The sequence below is a fragment of the Mycobacterium sp. 852014-50255_SCH5639931 genome (assembly GCF_001665605.1).
GTDB lineage: Bacteria > Actinomycetota > Actinomycetes > Mycobacteriales > Mycobacteriaceae > Mycobacterium > Mycobacterium paraffinicum.
This window is the reverse complement of sequence record NZ_LZSV01000002.1, coordinates 156,724-173,680: the sequence shown is the minus strand read 5'-3', so window position 1 is coordinate 173,680 and position 16,957 is coordinate 156,724. Positions and strand designations below refer to the sequence as shown.

The following is a 16,957-nucleotide window of genomic DNA, read 5'->3' as shown; positions in this document are numbered from 1 at the left end:
GCCCTACAAGCCCAGGAACTTGGTGACGTTGCCGTTCACTATTTTCGCCGCGTCCGCAGGCCCGACAGCGTCGACCACTGCGGCCAGTGACTTCTCCGAATAGCCGTAGGTGCTTTCGTTGTGCGGGTAGTCGCTGGACCACATCACCTTGTCCACACCGATCTTGTCGATCAGCTGCAGTCCGAGCGGGTCGACCATGAACGACGCGCTCATGTGATTGTCCCAGTAGTACCGCACGTCGTGCTGCAACGGGCGGTTGAACATGTGCCGGTATGAGGCCACCAGGTGCTCGGCGTCCTGCAGCGCCCAAGGAACCCAGGCGATGCCGCCCTCGAACCAACCGATCCGCAGGCCCGGGTGGTCGTCGAGGATGCCGCCAAAGATGTACTTGGAGAAGGTCTCCCGGAAGCCATCGATGTTGATCATCATGCCGACGACGACGCTGTTGAACTCGGTCGGGCTCTTTGGCGGCGTTTCCCCGATGTGGTGCGTAATGGGGAGACCGGCGGCCTCGATCTCGTCCCAGACCGGCCTCATGGAGGTGCTGGAGTAGTCGATCGGGTTACCGTCATCGCCCTTGCCTGGATTCAGCGGCATCAGGAAGGTCTTGAGCCCCAACGACTTCAGTTCTTCCAGGGTCTTACGGGTGCCCTGCGGGTCCCACCAGTTGATCAGCCCGGCGCCGTAGAAGTGGCCGTTGGAGCGCTCCTGCAGTTCGGCGATGTATTCGTTGTAGATGCGGAACGCGAGCTCACGAAGATCCTTGTCCGGATAGTGGAAGAGCGCCAAAATCGCGTTGGGGAAGGCCAACTCCTTGTCGACCCCGTCGTCGTGCAGTTCCTGGATGCGGGCCTCGATGTTGGTGCTCGCCGCCCCGGGCAGGTCGTCGTATTGCATCAATACCGCGCTGAAGTCACCCGGCAGGAACGACTGTCCCTTGCGGCCGACCTGGTAGGCGCCATCCTCGTACCAGATTCGCGGCGCCTTGTCCTTGAGGTCGTCCGGAAAGCGTTGGTAGAAAATGTCGTCCGCCAAAGAGATGTGATTGTCCGCGGAGAACACCACGGTTCCCGCCGGCAGGCCGACATCCGCGCCCGAGGCGTGACCGCGCCGGTCCTTCGGGGCGCCGAAGCCTTCAGGTGGGTAGAGCGAAACGGTGCTTGTGTGAGTCGTCATCCTTGACCCTCCATTCGGATCGGCATTTTCACAGTAGCGACCTGCGGGCTACCAGGTCACGGGAAGTTCGTAGACGCCATAGGCGAGCCGGTCGTCCTTGAGGGGTACGTCCTCGACCGGGACGGCCAGTTCCAGCGTGGGTACGCGGCGGAACAGGGTGCGGTAGACGATCTGCAGCTCGGCGCGGGCGAGTTGCTGCCCCACGCACTGATGCCGGCCATAACCGAAGGCGACGTTGCGGTCGGCCCCCGAGCGGTGCAGGTAGAGCCGGTCGGGTTCGGCGAAGGCGTGCGGATCCCAGTTGGCCGGGGCCAAGTCGATGATTATGCCTTCGCCGGCGCGGATCGTCTCCCCGACGATATGGATGTCCTCGAGCGCGACGCGGCGCTGGCCGTTCTGAATGATGCTGAGATAGCGCAACAATTCCTCGACCGCGCTGGCAACGACCTTGGGATCCTCGGCATCGCGGATGACTGCCAGCTGGTCCGGGTTCACCAGCAGCGCGAGCACCCCGAGTCCGATCATGTTGGAGGTGGTCTCGTGCCCGGCGATCAGCAGACCGGTGCCCAGCTGGGCGGCCTCCTTCACGCTGAGCTCGCCGGCCTTCACCCGCTCGGCAAGGTCGGAAACCGCGTCCTCAGCCGGGTTCTCGACCTTGGCCTCGACCAGCTGCGCGAGGTACTTGTGCAGGCTCATGGCGCCCTTGACGGTGTCTTCGCCCGTCGCATAACGCGCGAGTCCGACGTTGGCGTGGTGCTGGAACATGTCGGCGTCTTCGTACGGAACGCCGAGCAGCTGGCTGATCACCAGGGACGGGACGGGCAGCGCCAACGCGGTGACCAGGTCGGCGGGGCGGGGGCCGGCCAGCATCGCGTCGATGTGGTCGTCGGTGATCTGCTGGATGGTCGGACGCAACCCTTCAACGCGCTTGAACGTGAAGGGTTTCGACAACATGCGCCGAAATCGGGTGTGCTCTTCCCCGTCGGCGGTGAAGACCGATCGCGGACGCTTGTGCACGGTGGACAACATGCCCGCATTCCAGTGCGGAAACCCGGGCAGCCGGTCGTCGACACTGACCCGTGAGTCCGAGAACAGCTCCCGCACTTGCTCATAGCCGGTGACGAGCCATGGTGTGCTGCCGTCCCAGATCCGGACTCGGGACAGCGGGCGGGCTTCGGCCAGCGCCATGACGCCCGGCGGCGGGGCGAAGGGGCAGCCCGCCTGCCTCGGCATCGGGTAGTCGGGGATTTCGGGGGCCGCCTCGGCCGCAGAAGTGTTCGTCAGCGTCTCTGACATGTCATTCCTCGATGTGAATGGCCAGTGCGGGGCACGCCGCGGCCGCTCGCCGCGCGCCCTCGGCCTGTTCGGAAGTTGGATTGGGGTTGAGCAGAACGACTACACCGTCGTCGTCGCGTTGGTCGAACACCTCCGGGGCGTTCATCACGCAGTTTCCCGATGAAGCGCAAACATCCTGGTCGACAGTCACTTTCATCTGCAGACCCTTCACTCGTACGGTGTCACGGGCGCCAGCCACAGACCCACGATCGCGTCGATGAGACCGGATGCGGCGGCCCGCCAGGATCGCTGGGGCGGCGAGGCGCCCGCGGCAAGCGCCCGTTCCCGATCGGCGCAAGTGTGCATCAACAGGTTGCGGGCCATGATGTTTCGTTCGAAGTGCACCTCGGCCGGCAGGTCGGGCAGACAACGGTTGATGCCCTCGACGACCTGAACCAGGGACGGCGAGCTGAGGGCGCCCTTGACGATGATGTTGTAGTACGCGGGATCGGTCATCGCCTGCGCCGCGAAACGCGCGTACCAGGTGGGGTTGCCGAGCTCTTCGAGATGATCGGTGAGCGGGCGCACCAGGCACGCCACCCAGTCCCTCATCTCGGTCGAGCCACCCGATTCGCGTAGCTCGCTCACCATCTGCTCGCGCAGCTGCTCGACCGGCCCGCGGTGCTTCTGTTCGATCGCGCGCACCAGGTCGGCCTTGGTGCCGAAGTGGTAGCCCACCGCGGCGTTATTGCCCTGACCGGCGGCCTCGCTCACCTGCCGATTCGATACCGCGAACATGCCGTGCTCGGCGTACAACCGCTCGGCCGCGACCAGGATCGCTTCCTGAGTGGAGCTGGCCCGCTCCGTGCGAACGGTCCGGCCGATGGTGGTCACCCGGTTAGTCAACCGCGCACTTTCGATTAAGTCAAGCGATTGATTTAAAATCGTGCCTCGCTGACCGGTGAGCCGTCGCTTCGGTGCCACATAGCGAACAACGGGTGACAAAGGTCCCTCGCCCCCAACCGCCCCGCTGGGTGACGATGGCTGCTTGCGCGGCGGCAACGTGGCGGTGTCAGGACGGTGAATCATCTGCGGGGGTAGGCATGTTGTCAGCCAGCCGGGTCTCGGCAATCGAGGAGTCGGCGTGGTTTCAGTCGAAGTGGGCTCCCTACCTGTTGACCGATGCGGATTTGCGCATCCGTGCGGTGAACCCGGCCTGCGAGCGCGTGTCGGGACACCCCCGGGAGGGTCTGCTCGGCTACCAGCTGTTCGACGTCTTCCCGGATAACCCGGGCGATCCGGAAGCGGACGGCGTGGCCAACGCATCCGCGTCGCTGGAGTTGGTCCTTCGTCGCGGGATCCGGCACTGGCTCGGGGTGCAGCGCTATGACATTCCCGACTGGCGGAATCCGGGCGAGTTCGTCTACAAGGTGTGGACGCCGGTGAACTCCCCGATCAAAGAGGGCAAGAAGACCGTTGCCGTGCTGCAGCACGCCCAGGACGTCACCCGCGTCGTGCCCCCGGCGCCCGCCGACCGCGCGTATCCGAAACTGTTCGAGTTGAGGAGCGCGGCCGAGGTGCTGGGGCGCCAGTTCCCCGACCTTCCCTCCGAGGCTGTGCTCAGCGTGCTGGCGCATTCCCACAGCGTGATCATGGAAAGCGCTGGCGTGCAAGACTTTAAGCGCGCGGAAGCACTGGCCAAGCTACGGTTGGAAACCCACGCCGGACATGCCGCGGAAGGGCCCTGACGCCGACCTCACCCACCCTTGCCCGACTCGTTGCGGGGGCGAATCACCTTCCCGGCGGACGTCCCCCCGTCTACCGGCAGCACGGCCCCGGTGACATAGCGGGACCGATCGGTGGCGAAGTACAACGCCGCCTCGGCGACGTCCTCGGGGGTGCCCTCCCGCTTCAGTGGCCGGTCGTCACGCATTCCCTGGCGAATCCGCGCCTCGAACCGCGCGAGCTCATCGGGGTCCATGTCGACCGCCGACGAAGCCAGGATCGGCGTGGGGATGCTGCCCGGCGCGATGGCGTTGACCCGAACTTCGTGGCGCGCCAACTCGATTGCCGCGGACTTGGTGAACTGGATGACCGCGGCTTTGGATGCCCGGTAGACCATCACCCCGCCGCCCGCCTGGATGCCCCCGATCGACGTCAGGTTGATGATCGACCCGCCACCGGATTCGGCCATGTGGCGGGCGGCATCTCGGGTACCGGCCATCACTCCCAGGACGTTTACCCCCATCACCCGGTGAAAATCGGCCAGGTCGTCGTCGAGCAGTCGGCGCAGCGGGTTCGAGATGCCGGCGTTGTTCACCATGACGTGCAGACCGCCGAATTTCTCGACGGCGGTGGCGATCAGCGCCCCGACCTGTTCGGGATCGGAGACGTCCGTCCGCCGAAACGCGGCGCCGGCGCCCAATGTTGCGGCCAGTTCCTGTCCCCGGTCGGTCTCGATGTCGGCGATGACGACCCGCGACCCCTCGGCCACAAACCGTTCCACTATTCCGCGCCCGATGCCGGACGCACCGCCGGTGACGATGGCAACCTTGCCATCCAATTCGTTGACCACCCGATGAGTTAATCGGCGCCGAGCGCGTTAAGTCAAGCAATTGATTTAACGAAGTCGCGGACCGGGCGGCACGTCATCCAAGCGGCCGGCGGGGTCGGTAAGGTCAGAGAGCAATCCCTTACCTGCGGCGGTGTGCGTGACCAACACATTCCCGGCACAACGTTTGCGGGGCCGGCGCGGCGAATGCGCGGCCCTCGATCGTGTGACGTCCGCTGCGCGCTCCGGCCAAAGTCAGGTGCTGGTGCTGCGCGGCGAAGCCGGCATCGGCAAGACGGCGTTACTCGACTTCGTCTCCGAGCGCTCCTCGGGCTTCCGCACCACCCGGGTGGCGGGCGTGGAATCTGAAATGGAACTCGCATTCGCCGCCTTGCAACAAGTCTGCGCGCCACTGCTCGACTGCATCGACCGCTTGCCGGCCCCCCAGCGGGAGGCATTGAACATCGCCTTCGGCCGCAGTGCCGGGCCGGCGCCCGATCGTTTCCTGGTCGGTTTGGCGGTGCTCAGCCTGATCGGCGCGGCGACGGAGAGCCAGCCCCTGCTCGTCCTGATTGACGACGCTCAATGGATTGACCGCATCTCGGCACAAACGCTGGCGTTTGTCGCTCGCCGCCTCGTCGCCGAGCCGGCCGCGATGATCTTTGCGGTGCGCGACGACGTGGGCGACGACCTTGCGGGGCTGCCGGATCTGACGATCAGCGGACTCAATTTCGGCGATGCGCGCGCACTGCTGGATTCGGCCATCGTCGGGCGCTTGGACGATCAGGTACGCGACCGCATCGTGGCCGAGACGCGCGGCAACCCCCTCGCGTTGCTGGAGCTACCGAAGGGTTTCACCGCGGCGGAACTGGCCGGCGGGTTCGGCCGGCCAGACAGCTGGCCGCTGGCCGGACAGATAGAACAGACATTTCTGCGGCGGATTCGGTCGTTGCCGGAACACGCCCAGCAGTTGTTACTCACTGCCGCCGCGGAACCGGTCGGCGATACGGCACTGTTGCTGCGCGCTGCCGAGCAATTGGGCCTCGCCCCGGATGCGGCGGCCGGCGCCGAGGCGGCGGGATTGATTGACGTCGGGACCAGGGTGCGGTTCCACCATCCGCTGGTGCGTTCGGCCGCATACCGCTCCGCTGACGTGATGGAGCGCCGACGTGCTCATCAAGCACTGGCCGAGGCAACCGACCGGGACATTGATCCGGACCGGCACGCGTGGCACTTGGCCGTCGCCGCGCCGGGCCCCGATGAGTCCGTCGCCGTCCAACTCGAGCGTTCTGCGGATAGGGCGCAAAGCAGAGGAGGTGTTGCCGCTGCGGCCGCATTCCTGGAGCGGGCTGCCCAGCTGACACCCGACCCGGTGCGCCGCGGAACCAGGGCGCTCGCGGCGGCCCAGGCTAAACGCGACGTGGCCGCGTTCGACGCCGCGGAGGAGCTACTCACCATCGCGGAATCGGCGCCGCTGGCAGCATTGGAACGGGCGCAAGTGACACGACTTCGCGCGCAGATCGCATTCGCCAGGAGCCGCAGCGGCGACGCCAGCGCGCCGACGGTATCCGACTCGGCCGTCGGACTTCTGGATGCCGCGAAGAGGCTGGAGTCTCTCGATGACGCGCAGGCGCGCGAAACGTACTTGGAAGCCGTGGGGGCGGCGATGTTCGGCGGACGGCTGTGCCCGCACGGCGGCATTGCGATGACGGCGGCGGTGGCTCGCGCGGCACCGCCCCGGCCCGAGCCCGCTCGGCCCGTAGATCTCCTGCTCGACGGCATTGCCATCAGGGCCACCGACGGCCACTCCGCGGGAGTTCCAGCGCTCCGTGAGGCGATCGACCGGATCTGCGCGGAAGCGCAAGGCGGAGATTCCGACGTGATGCGGTGGTTCTGGCAGGCCTTCCCCATCGTGCAGGAATCCGCAGCCCACGAGCTTTGGGACGACGACGCGTGGCACCAGCTGGCCACCCACGCCGTCCGACTGGCCCGGGACGCGGGTGCGCTGGCTGTGCTGCCGCTCGCACTGGCCTACCGCGCCGGCGTGCACGTGCAGGCTGGCGAGTTCGCTACGGCCGCAGCGCTTATCGAAGAGGCCGAAGGTATCGCCACCGCAACCGGCTATGCCCCGATGAAGTATCACTCCATGACGTTGCCGGCCTGGCGTGGTGCCGAAGCCGAGGCGGTACCGCTCATGGAGGCCGCGCTTGCAGACGGAATGACCCGAGGCGAGGGGCGTGTGATCGGGTTGACCGGGTATGCGACGGCTGTGCTCTACAACGGCCTTGGTCGCTACGGGGACGCATTTGCGGCCGTGCGCCAGGCATGCGAGCACGAGGATCTGGGTTTGTTCGGTTGGTGCCTGGTCGAACTGATCGAGGCGGGCGTTCGCTGCGGTGAGCGCGACGCGGCGCGAGACGCCCTGCAAGAGCTCCAAAACCGCGCGCACGGCAACGAAAGTGATTGGGCAGCAGGGATGTTGGCTCGGTCGCGAGCATTGCTGGGCGATGACCGGGTGTCCGAAGGGGACTACCGCGAGGCGATCGAGAGGCTCGAGCGCACCAGGATTGCCGTGCACCTCGCCCGAGCTCACTTGATCTACGGGGAGTGGCTGCGCCGTTGCAACCGTCGTGTCGACTCGCGCGCTGAGTTGCACGCCGCACACGAGATGTTCGCGGGAATGGGAGCTGACGGGTTCGCCGAGCGCGCCCGCCGGGAGCTCATGGCGACGGGCGAGAAGGTGAGCAAACGGTCGGCCGCATCAGGAGACGAGTTGACGGCCCAGGAAGCGCAGATCGCCCGGCTCGCCGGCGAGGGCATGACAAATCCCGAAATCGCCGCCCAACTGTTCATCAGCACCCACACCGTTGAGTGGCATCTGCGGAAGGTGTTCGCCAAGCTCGGCATCACCTCGCGTAGGCAGCTGCGGGGAGCGACCACGCACTGACTACGGACTTCCAAGGGTTCGAGTGGCCCGCGTCCACGCAATGCTGAATTGGTCAGTTCATCGCACACATCGGGAGGGCGCGGATCATGAAGGTCTTGGTTATCGGCGGCAGCGGGCTCATCGGTTCGCAGGTCGTCACCAATCTGACGGAGCTGGGACATGAGGCGGTCTCGGCCTCGCCGCGCTCGGGTGTCGACAGTGTGACCGGCGAAGGCCTCGCCGAGGCAGTCGCGGGTGTCCACACGGTAGTCGATGTGTCCAACTCGCCGTCCTTCGACGACGACCCCGTGCTGCGCTTCTTCACCACATCGACGAAAAACCTTCTTGCCGCGGAACGCGAGGCCGGCGTGCAGCACCACGTCGCGCTCTCGATCGTGGGCGCCGACCGCGCCCCGGACAGTGGCTACATGCGGGCCAAGGTCGCGCAGGAAAAGTTGATCGAGGAATCGGGACAGCCGTATTCGATTGTGCGGGCGACTCAGTTCTTCGAATTCGTCGAGGCCATCGCCGATTCCGCAACCGACGGTGACACGGTCCGCTTGCCGGTCGGAGCGTTCCAGCCCATCGCCGCCAAGGACGTCGCCGCGGCCGTTACCCAGGCGACAGTCGGCGACCCGACCAACGGCATCACCAATATCGCCGGCCCCGAGAAGCACGGCATGGACGAATTCATCAGGATTGCCCTTACCGCAGCCAACGACCACCGTCAGGTCGTGGGAGACCCCACGGCCAGCTACTTCGGCACCGGGCTCGACGAACACACCATCGTTCCGCTCGAGAGCGAGGATCCGACGATCTACCCGACCCGCTTCAGCGATTGGATGGCCTCTCGGGCGCCCAGCGGTGCGCATTAGTCCGCCGGCGCGCTGAAGGGGAGGCGACAGTGACGCCCAGGGTGGCGTTGATCACCGGGGCCAGCCGCGGCATCGGCGCGGCGACGGCACGGGTCCTTGCCGAACGCGGGTTTCGGGTGGTGGTCAACCACCGCGCGAGCGCCCCGCAGGCCGAGGAGGTGGTTGCCGGCATCACCTCGGCCGGCGGTGAGGCCGTGGCGGTGCGGGCCGACGTGACCGTGCCCGGTGACGTCTCCGCCATGGCCGACGGGATCGCGCAGCGTTGGGGCGGCGTGGACGTGATGGTGCACAACGCCTTGATACCGTTCGCCGTCACCTCCTTCGGCGATCTCACCTGGGAACAGCTTGGCGGCAAGGTGGATGCGGAGCTGCATGCCGCGTACACGCTGACGAAGGCCGTCGTGCCGGGCATGATTTCCCGCGGCTACGGCCGGCTGATTTTCCTCAGCACCGGGCTGTCCCGCCGCCCGCGTGAGGGCATGATCGCCCTCGGAACGGCGAAGGCCGCACTGGACCAGTTCGTCCGATACGTTGCGCTCGAGCTGGCATCTCGCGGGATCACCGCCAACCTCGTCGCACCGGCCACCGTCAGCGGAACGACGGTGACTCAACAACTCACACCGGAAAGGATGCATCAGCTCGGAGAGGCCGCTCCGATGGGACGGCTGGTCAGCCCGGAAGAGGTCGCCCACACGATAGCGTTCCTGGCAAGCGAGGACTCCGGCTTCACCACCGGTCATTACCTGCCGGTCAACGGCGGCCTCGCGATGGACTGATTCACCCATGCACACGATCGACCTGGCCTACGTCGGGCGCGGCATCCACGAAGAACTGGTCGCCTACGTCGCCGATCAAGAGGGTTACTTCGAAGACGAAGGCGTCCACGTCGCTGTGAGAGACGGAATCGCCTGGGACACAGAGCGCCTACGCTCCTGCGCGACGATCGGCCTTGGACGCGCCGTGTTATCGCGGTTGACCGACGGCATCGAATGGACGGTGCTGAGCGTCAACACCCACCGTCCGTTGTTCTGGTTCCTCGGCGGCGCCGGCGTGACGTCGATGTCGGACCTGCGCGGACGCCGGTTGGCGGTGCATGCGGCGCACACCGCTCCCGGTTGCTTCGCGCGAATCGTACTGCGCCAGTGCGGTATTGACCCCGATCGGGACCTGGAATGTGTGGCGCGCGCCCCAGGCGACTACCAGATGGATTTGAGAAGGCTGCGCGATCATTCGATCGACGCTGCTTACGTCGGCAGCACCCTCGCGCCCGAGCAGGTCGCCGAGGAAGAGGGTTTTCACGTACTGGCCTGGGTGGGTGATCACTTCCAGATCCCGACCGTCGGAGTGGCGGTAGACGCGACTCGACTTCAGATTGACAGCCCCGCGGTGCAGGCCGTGGTGCGGGCCAACCAGCGCGCCCTGCGGACACTTGCCGACCGGCCAGGCCTCGCCATCGATTACCTGGCGTCGTTTCTGAGCCGGCTGACGCGTGCAGAGGTGCAACGGCACTACGAACGCTACATCGAGCCGTACTTCACCGGTGACGGCCGGGTGGACCTCGACGTCGCCCGGCGGGCGGTTGATGCGGTGGCGGCCGAACTCGGTGTCGCTTCTACATCTGCTGAGCAGATCTATCGGTGCTGACGACACCCGGGTCGCCACACAGCTCATCCGCAAGCCGACTGTCCCAACGGATGTAGGAGGTCTCAACGATGGAACTGTTGGACCACAGCGCCGTGATCACCGGGGGTACGGCCGGCATCGGGTTTGAAGCCGCAAGGTTGCTCGCCAGCGAGGGTGCGAGGGTCGTCATCTCCGGCCGGAACAACGCCAGGGGTGTACACGCGGTCGCAGCGATTGGTGAGAATGCGCGCTTTGTCCAGGCCGACATGGCCGATGCCGAGTCCGTTAATTCGCTTGTGCAGCAGTGCGGTGAGGTCGACATCATCGTCAACAACGCCGGTAGCTTTCCGTCGGCCTTGACTGTCGAGCAGGGCATGACGGCCTTCGAGACGATGTTCGACACCAACGTTCGCGGCGCCTACTTCCTGGTCGCAGGCCTGGTTCCGGGGATGTTGCAGCGCGGGCGCGGCAGCATCGTCAACGTCACCACGATGGCGGCGTTCAAGGGGATCCCTGGTGCCTCGGGCTACAGCGCCTCGAAGGCCGCGTTGGAATCACTCACCCGCACCTGGGCCGCTGAGTTCGGGGGGTCGGGGGTGCGGGTGAACAGCGTGGCGCCCGGCCCCACCCGCACGCCCGGGGTCACGGCGGAATGGGGCGACGTCAACGAACAGCTGGGGCGAGCGTTGCCGCTCGGACGCACCGCGTTCGCGTCCGAGATCGCCGAGGCAGTGCTCTTCTTGAGCTCTCCGCGGTCCAGCTTTGTCACCGGCTCCACGCTGCACGTCGACGGCGGTGGCACCGCCGTCTGAGCCGGGGCCATTCCTCCACGGGGTTCGGGGTTGGCGATTGCGCTCCGCCGACACCGCGGCACGGTATAAGACAATGGGGTGAGTCGAGGACAAGACGAGGAGCAATCAATGCCCGCGTTACCCACCAACGACGTGCCCTTCGACAAATCGCGCCTAACCAGACGCGGATTCATGGCCGCCGGCATCGCGGGCGGATTCGCGTTGGCGGCGTGCAGTCAGTCCAAGCCCGCGCTATCGGGCAACGCTCAGATGTCCGCCGCCATCGCCGCGACCGAGGCCGCGCGGCCGCATAGTGGCCGCACCGTCACCGCCAGCCTGACCGCCCAGCAGGTCCAGGTCGACCTGGGTGGACCGGTCGTCCGTACCCTGGCCTACGGAAACGCGATCCCGGGCTCGCCGATCCGCGCCAGGATCGGCGACGAACTAGTCGTGACGGTGAGTAACCGGCTCGACCATCCGACGTCGGTGCACTGGCACGGCATCGCGCTGCGCAACGACATGGACGGCGCCGCCCCCGCCACCCCGAACATTCCTGCCGGCCAGGACTTCACCTACCGGTTCTCGGTCCCTAATTCGGGCACCTACTGGGCCCATCCGCACACCGGTCTGGACGCCGACATGGGCCTATACCTACCGGTCATCGTAGACGACCCCACCGAGGGCAACTATGACACCGAATGGATTGTGGTCCTTGATGATTGGACCGATGGCGTGGGAAAATCGCCGCAGCAGCTCTACACCGAGTTGACCAGCCCGAACAAGCCCGCCCCATCAAGCGCCCCCGAGACCACACCGACGACACCGCCGGCCACTTCGACAACCAGTGAGACCTCGACGACCTCGTCAACCAGTGAGACCTCGACGACCTCGTCCACCAGTGAAACCTCGACGACGTCGACCAGCCCCACCACGTCGAGCAGTCCGAGCACTCCGGCGGCCGGGAGCGTCGGCAGAAGTGATCTGCTCGGCGGCGACGCGGGGGAAATCGCTTACCCCTACTATCTGATCAACGGCCGAGTTCCCGCCGCTCCCATGACCTTCAGCGCGAAGCCCGGCCAGCGTATCCGGATCCGTTTCATCAACTCCGGTTCCGACACCACGTTCCGTGTGGCGCTGGGCGGTCATGCGATGACCGTCACCCACACCGACGGCTACCCCGTGGTACCGGCCCAAGTCGACGCCCTGCTCATCGGCATGGCTGAGCGCTACGACGTCATCGTGACCGCCGCCGACGGCGTTTTCCCGCTGGTCGCACTCGCGGAAGGAAAAAATGCCGTGGGGCGGGCGCTGTTGTCGACCGGGGCGGGCAGCGCGCCCGATCCAGGGTTTCAACCGCCCGAACTCAACCGACGGGTGGGCACGGTGGAAATGTTCACGGCGACAACGCCCGTCAACCTGGGCCGGCCCCAGCCCGACCTCAACCTGCCGGTCGTACTGGGCGGCAACATGATGCAATACAACTGGACGATCAACGGAAAGCCCTACGGCGCCACGGAGCCGTTGCACATCCGAGAGGGGGAACGGCCCACTATCACGTTCGACAACACCACGATGATGTATCACCCGATCCACCTGCACGGCCACACGTTCCAACTGATCAAGGCCGACGGCAGCCCCGGCGCACGCAAGGACACGCTCATGGTGCTGCCCAAGCAGAAGCTGCTCGCCGTGCTGGTGGCCAACAATCCGGGTGTGTGGATGTTGCACTGCCACAACACTTATCACCAGGAGGCCGGCATGCAGACCCGCCTGGAGTACGTCTTCTAGACCGCGGCGGCGAGGAAGTCGAGCAGCAGCTGGTTCACCGTCGTCGACTGCTCGATCTGCGGGCAGTGGCCGGCCTTGTCGACCACGACCGAACGGGCGCCGTCGATCTCCTTGGCGATCTGCGTGGCCCAGCCGGCCGGAAGGAGCTTGTCGTCTCCGCCCTCGACGACGAGCGTCGGCGCGGTGATGCGCTCGTAGGGCCGGCCGCTCGAGGGCGTGCCGGACGGTGTGGCCCCCGGGCGACGAAACCGGGCCGCGGCGACAGCCTCCCACGCTCCGGGCGCGGTGCTCGACTCATAGCGACGCCGCACGTAGTCATCGTCGGCGGGATAGCCCGGGTCGTGGAACAGGGCCTCGACGATGCGCCGCATGCCGGGCAACGTCGCGTCGTATTGCTGTAGCGCCTCGAAGTGTTGATTCTGTTGGATTTCACCGCCCCCGCAGATGATCGTCAGGGTGCGGACGGGCAGTAGCGGTGCGTCCGAGGTGGCATCGGTCAGCAGGTTGATGGCGCCCATCGAGTTGCCCACGAAGTGCGCCGAGTCGATGCCGAGCAACTCGCAGAACCGCGCCACGTGCCGGATCCGCATCCCGCGTCCGTCAACGAAGTCGATGACCTTCGCCGACTGCCCGAAACCCAGCTGGTCCGGCGCCAGCACTCGGTATCGCGCGGCGAGCGCGGCGATGTTGCGTTCCCAGCCGAGTTCGGCGCTGGCACCGAACTCACCGCCGTGCAACAGCACCACCGGGTCGCCGTCGCCCGCTTCCAGATAGCTGGTGACCAACCCGTCGACCGTGGCGGTTCTGCGCTGGATCTGCATCACTTGATCGCTATCGGATTCACCGGCGAGCCCACGGCCCCAACGAATCTCAGGGGCGGCGCGACGAGCTGGAAGTCGTAGACCCCGTCCTCGGCACAGTCGGCCGCCAGCGCGGTGAGGTCCCAGTACTCGCCGAGCATCATTCCCATGTCGCGCAGCGCCAGCAGGTGGAAGGGCAGAAACACTCCGTCGACACCGGACACCGGGTCTTCGACCTGCAGGTTGTCGGAGGCCACGGCGGCGACCTCGTGATCGTGTAGCCACGAGGCGCATCGCCAGTCCAATCCCGAGTACGGCTCGGTCTTGTTGCCGGTCATCAGAAATCTTGTCCACCAACCGGTTCGGATGAGCACAATGTCGCCGCGTTCGATCGTCACGCGCTGTGCGCGGACGACGTCATCCAATTCCTCGGGGGTGATCGGGTTCCCGTGTTCGAGGAACACCTCGGCGCCCCGGTGGCGGACCAGGTCCAGCAGCACGCCGCGCGAGGTGATGCCCTTGCCGTCGACCTTCTCGATTCCCAGGTGAAAGGCCCCCAGGCTGGTGACCGAACTCGCGGAGAAACCGTTGTAGAGCTTGTCCTCGTAGTACACGTGCGACAGCGCGTCCCACTGGGTGGCGGCCTGCAGCGGCATGATGATCATGTCGTCGTTGAAGCGGAACAGGTTGTCGACGAAGTACGGACCCATCTGCGCCGCCGTCGGATTCCGCCCCCAACCCGGTCCGTACTGAGGGAGCGAGTTGGCATCGCCACCGTCCACCGTCATCACGTGTATCGGATTGTGCCGGAACCCGAAGGCGCCCTGCGGGCCCGAGGAACCGAAATCCACTCCGAGCGGAAACACCTTGCCGTGCCGGACCAGGCCGGCGGCCTGGGCAACCTTGTCCGCGGTGATGAAGTTAAGCGTGCCCAGCTCGTCGTCAGCGCCCCACCGCCCCCAGTTGGAGACTTCGCGAGCGACCCGGCGGAAGTCGGTCACGCTGGCCACGGCGCTCCCTCCTCCAGTTCCCGGGCGATGGCGGCACCCACATTCCCGCCGTCCACCCACAACACCTGACCCGAAATATAGCTGGCGGCATTGCTATTCAGGAAGAGCAGGGCCAAGGCTTGCTCGGCGGGGCCGGACACCCGCCCCAGGGGTTTGGGTATGTCGTCGAGGAAGGCCTGCCCGTACGCGCTGCGAAGCTGGTCGAGGATCGGGGTTTCGGTTACCCCGGGACCGGTGCAGTTGATGCGGATTCCCCGCCCGCCAAGGACGGTGGCGCTTCGCATCGTGTAGAGGATGATCGCTTCCTTGGAGAACTGATAGCCGCCGCCCGCGAGCGCGTCGGGGTGGGCGTGGCACCAGTCGATGCCCTCCCGCATGGTCGCGGTGTTCAGTAGCGGCGCCACCGACCGGAGATGGTCGCGGTATGCCGCCGCCGCGAGTGACGAGACGCTCACGATGGACGACCCCGCCGGCATCCTCGGAATCAGCGCCTCGGTGATGTGCCGCAGACCAAGGAAGTTGATGGTGACGACCAGTGGCGGGTTGCCGATGCCCGACGAGACGCCGGCGACGTTGAAGAGCGCATCCACGTGCCCGTCGACGGCGGCGACCGCGGCGTCGATCGATCCTTGATCGGCGAGGTCGACCTCGTGAAAGTCGTTGATTTCGAAGGCGGGCGGCCGCTTGTCCAGTCCGACGACTTCGGCCCCCAACTCCGTGAGCTGGCGCGCCACGTGTTCGCCGATGCCCGAGGCGCAGCCGGTCACCACCGCCCGGCGGCCGTCATAGCGCCACAGCTCGTCGATTCGTCCCAAGACTCAACCGGCTTTCGGTGTCACTTGCCTTGCTGTTCTTTCAACCGCTGGGCCGCCTGGACGCGGCCCTCATTGATCTCCGCCATGGCTTCGGGGATCTCGCTGGCGGTGAACTTACCGCCCCGACCGGTCGGCAGGCCACCGAACGAATAGTGCTCGTCGAATTGCGGCGCGGTCGATGCCGGCCGCCGCGCCTCGACCTTCTCGATGACGGGCTCCAACCGCTTGGCCTTTTCGGCCACCGCTTTCGCGTCGCGCTCGATGAACTCGGGCAGTACTTCGGAGCCCATCAGCTCGATGGATTCCATGGTGCCCTCGTGGCTGCGCGGGTTGAGCAGCAGGATGATCTCGTCCACGCCGCTTTCCTCGTAACCGCGCAGGAACTCCCGCACCGTGGCCGGAGACCCGATCGCGCCCCGCCCGGGGCCGTACGCCAGCGTCGGATCCTTCTCGACCTCTTCGAGATACCGCTGCCAAACCCCCGTCCGCCCGGGAGTGTGCACGCCCGTCATGTAGTAATGCATGATCCCGAACGAGAAGAAGCCGCCGCCCTGCCCGAGCCGTTGCAGCGCCTGCTCGTCGGACTTGGCGACCATCATCGACAGGTCGCCGCCGATGGCCAGGATGTTCGGATTGATCCGCGGTGTAACGGGCACGCCGTTCTCTTCGAACTCCTTGTAGTAACCGTTCACCCGCTCGGTCAGCGGCCCGGGTCCGGTGTAGGCGAAACTCAGTGCACCAATGGCCTTCTGGGCAGCCATCTGCACGCTCGCCGGGCGCGTACAGGCGACCCAGACCGGCGGATGCGGCTTTTGGAGCGGCTTGGGGACGACGTTGCGTGCCGGCATCTGGACGTGCTCACCGTTGAAGCCCGCGAACGGTTCCTCGATCATGCAGCGGATCGAGACCTCGAGGGCCTCCTCCCACTGGGCCCGTTTGTCGGCCGGATCGATGTTGAATCCACCGAGTTCACCGACGGAGGACGACTCTCCGGTGCCGAATTCCACGCGGCCGTTGGAGAGCAGGTCGAGCGTGGCGATACGTTCGGCGACCCGGGCGGGGTGATTGACCACGGGTGGCAGGTGCATGATGCCAAAGCCCAACCGGATGTTCTTGGTCCGCTGACTGGCCGCGGCCAGGAAGATTTCCGGTGCCGTTGAGTGGCAGTACTCCTCGAGGAAGTGGTGCTCGGTCAGCCAGACGGTGGAGAAGCCTGCCTTGTCGGCGGCCTCGACCTCGTCGAGGCAGTCTTGCATCATGACGTGCTCGTCGTCGGGCGCCCAGGGCCGCGGCAGGGCGAACTCGTAGAACAGCGATATCTTCATTG

At 66.1% G+C, this 16,957-nt stretch carries 16 protein-coding genes; 7 read left to right on the top strand and 9 right to left on the bottom strand.

Annotated elements, in window-relative coordinates; all coding sequences use genetic code 11:
• Window positions 1-3: 3 nt before the first annotated feature.
• From A5758_RS01300 to A5758_RS01285, 4 genes are all read right to left on the bottom strand, one after another.
• Window positions 4-1,065, bottom strand: a complete 1,062-nt coding sequence (locus tag A5758_RS01300) for an amidohydrolase family protein (protein WP_197503699.1) — start codon at window positions 1,063-1,065, stop codon at window positions 4-6.
• A 159-nt stretch (window positions 1,066-1,224) separates the two neighbouring features.
• The gene (locus A5758_RS01295) at window positions 1,225-2,472 is read right to left on the bottom strand and encodes a cytochrome P450 (protein WP_067735371.1); all 1,248 of its coding nucleotides are present in this window, start codon (window positions 2,470-2,472) and stop codon (window positions 1,225-1,227) included.
• A 1-nt stretch (window position 2,473) separates the two neighbouring features.
• Entirely contained in the window at window positions 2,474-2,668 is a 195-nt protein-coding gene (locus tag A5758_RS01290) for a ferredoxin (RefSeq protein WP_067736072.1), read from the bottom strand.
• Window positions 2,669-2,679: 11 nt separating this feature from the next.
• Entirely contained in the window at window positions 2,680-3,345 is a 666-nt protein-coding gene (locus A5758_RS01285; protein WP_067735368.1) for a TetR/AcrR family transcriptional regulator, read from the bottom strand.
• Between the two features lie 209 nt (window positions 3,346-3,554).
• Between A5758_RS01285 and A5758_RS01280 the strand changes: the two genes are divergently transcribed.
• Window positions 3,555-4,199, top strand: coding sequence for a PAS domain-containing protein (locus tag A5758_RS01280; RefSeq protein ID WP_067735365.1), 645 nt, complete (start codon window positions 3,555-3,557; stop codon window positions 4,197-4,199).
• Window positions 4,200-4,207: 8 nt separating this feature from the next.
• Here A5758_RS01280 and A5758_RS01275 read toward each other — a convergent pair whose 3' ends face one another.
• The gene (locus A5758_RS01275) at window positions 4,208-5,026 is read right to left on the bottom strand and encodes an SDR family NAD(P)-dependent oxidoreductase (RefSeq protein ID WP_067735362.1); all 819 of its coding nucleotides are present in this window, start codon (window positions 5,024-5,026) and stop codon (window positions 4,208-4,210) included.
• A 130-nt stretch (window positions 5,027-5,156) separates the two neighbouring features.
• Here A5758_RS01275 and A5758_RS01270 point away from each other — a divergent pair, with 130 nt between their 5' ends.
• The 6 genes from A5758_RS01270 to A5758_RS01245 all read left to right on the top strand — a co-directional run bounded on the left by A5758_RS01270 (window position 5,157) and on the right by A5758_RS01245 (window position 13,005).
• A complete protein-coding gene (locus tag A5758_RS01270) occupies window positions 5,157-7,949 on the top strand; it encodes an AAA family ATPase (protein WP_369816358.1) in 2,793 nt (930 codons plus the stop codon).
• Window positions 7,950-8,035: 86 nt separating this feature from the next.
• Window positions 8,036-8,803 (top strand): SDR family oxidoreductase, encoded by a 768-nt coding sequence (locus A5758_RS01265; RefSeq protein ID WP_067735359.1) that lies wholly within the window; start codon window positions 8,036-8,038, stop codon window positions 8,801-8,803.
• 29 nt (window positions 8,804-8,832) lie between these two features.
• Window positions 8,833-9,579 carry an SDR family NAD(P)-dependent oxidoreductase gene (locus tag A5758_RS01260; RefSeq protein ID WP_067735356.1) on the top strand — a complete coding sequence of 249 codons (747 nt, stop codon included), beginning with the start codon at window positions 8,833-8,835 and terminating at the stop codon, window positions 9,577-9,579.
• Window positions 9,580-9,586: 7 nt separating this feature from the next.
• Window positions 9,587-10,447, top strand: coding sequence for an ABC transporter substrate-binding protein (locus A5758_RS01255; RefSeq protein ID WP_067735353.1), 861 nt, complete (start codon window positions 9,587-9,589; stop codon window positions 10,445-10,447).
• 68 nt (window positions 10,448-10,515) lie between these two features.
• Window positions 10,516-11,238 (top strand): SDR family NAD(P)-dependent oxidoreductase, encoded by a 723-nt coding sequence (locus A5758_RS01250; protein ID WP_067735350.1) that lies wholly within the window; start codon window positions 10,516-10,518, stop codon window positions 11,236-11,238.
• 108 nt (window positions 11,239-11,346) lie between these two features.
• Entirely contained in the window at window positions 11,347-13,005 is a 1,659-nt protein-coding gene (locus A5758_RS01245) for a multicopper oxidase family protein (protein ID WP_067735347.1), read from the top strand.
• Here the strand turns inward: A5758_RS01245 and A5758_RS01240 are convergent.
• The 4 genes from A5758_RS01240 to A5758_RS01225 are packed head-to-tail and all read right to left on the bottom strand — an operon-like array spanning window position 13,002 to window position 16,955.
• Window positions 13,002-13,826 (bottom strand): alpha/beta fold hydrolase, encoded by an 825-nt coding sequence (locus A5758_RS01240; RefSeq protein WP_067735343.1) that lies wholly within the window; start codon window positions 13,824-13,826, stop codon window positions 13,002-13,004. The two genes, A5758_RS01245 and A5758_RS01240, sit on opposite strands and share 4 nt — an antisense overlap.
• On the bottom strand, window positions 13,826-14,815 hold the full coding sequence (locus A5758_RS01235; RefSeq protein WP_067735340.1) for a cyclase family protein: 990 nt from the start codon (window positions 14,813-14,815) through the stop codon (window positions 13,826-13,828). The genes A5758_RS01240 and A5758_RS01235 overlap by 1 nt, the downstream gene beginning before the upstream one ends.
• Window positions 14,803-15,630, bottom strand: a complete 828-nt coding sequence (locus A5758_RS01230) for a coniferyl-alcohol dehydrogenase (RefSeq protein WP_067735336.1) — start codon at window positions 15,628-15,630, stop codon at window positions 14,803-14,805. The genes A5758_RS01235 and A5758_RS01230 overlap by 13 nt, the downstream gene beginning before the upstream one ends.
• 20 nt (window positions 15,631-15,650) lie before the next feature.
• Window positions 15,651-16,955, bottom strand: a complete 1,305-nt coding sequence (locus A5758_RS01225) for an LLM class flavin-dependent oxidoreductase (RefSeq protein ID WP_067735333.1) — start codon at window positions 16,953-16,955, stop codon at window positions 15,651-15,653.
• Between the last annotated feature and the right edge of the window lie 2 nt (window positions 16,956-16,957).

What these genes read in the sequence shown, in the direction of transcription:
- A5758_RS01295 (WP_067735371.1), bottom strand. Translation starts at nt 2,472, where the DNA reads ATGTCAGAGACGCTGACGAACACTTCTGCGGCCGAGGCGGCCCCCGAA.
- A5758_RS01290 (WP_067736072.1), bottom strand. Translation starts at nt 2,668, where the DNA reads ATGAAAGTGACTGTCGACCAGGATGTTTGCGCTTCATCGGGAAACTGC.
- A5758_RS01280 (WP_067735365.1), top strand. Translation starts at nt 3,555, where the DNA reads ATGTTGTCAGCCAGCCGGGTCTCGGCAATCGAGGAGTCGGCGTGGTTT.
- A5758_RS01265 (WP_067735359.1), top strand. Translation starts at nt 8,036, where the DNA reads ATGAAGGTCTTGGTTATCGGCGGCAGCGGGCTCATCGGTTCGCAGGTC.
- A5758_RS01255 (WP_067735353.1), top strand. Translation starts at nt 9,587, where the DNA reads ATGCACACGATCGACCTGGCCTACGTCGGGCGCGGCATCCACGAAGAA.
- A5758_RS01250 (WP_067735350.1), top strand. Translation starts at nt 10,516, where the DNA reads ATGGAACTGTTGGACCACAGCGCCGTGATCACCGGGGGTACGGCCGGC.
- A5758_RS01245 (WP_067735347.1), top strand. Translation starts at nt 11,347, where the DNA reads ATGCCCGCGTTACCCACCAACGACGTGCCCTTCGACAAATCGCGCCTA.
- A5758_RS01240 (WP_067735343.1), bottom strand. Translation starts at nt 13,826, where the DNA reads ATGCAGATCCAGCGCAGAACCGCCACGGTCGACGGGTTGGTCACCAGC.
- A5758_RS01225 (WP_067735333.1), bottom strand. Translation starts at nt 16,955, where the DNA reads ATGAAGATATCGCTGTTCTACGAGTTCGCCCTGCCGCGGCCCTGGGCG.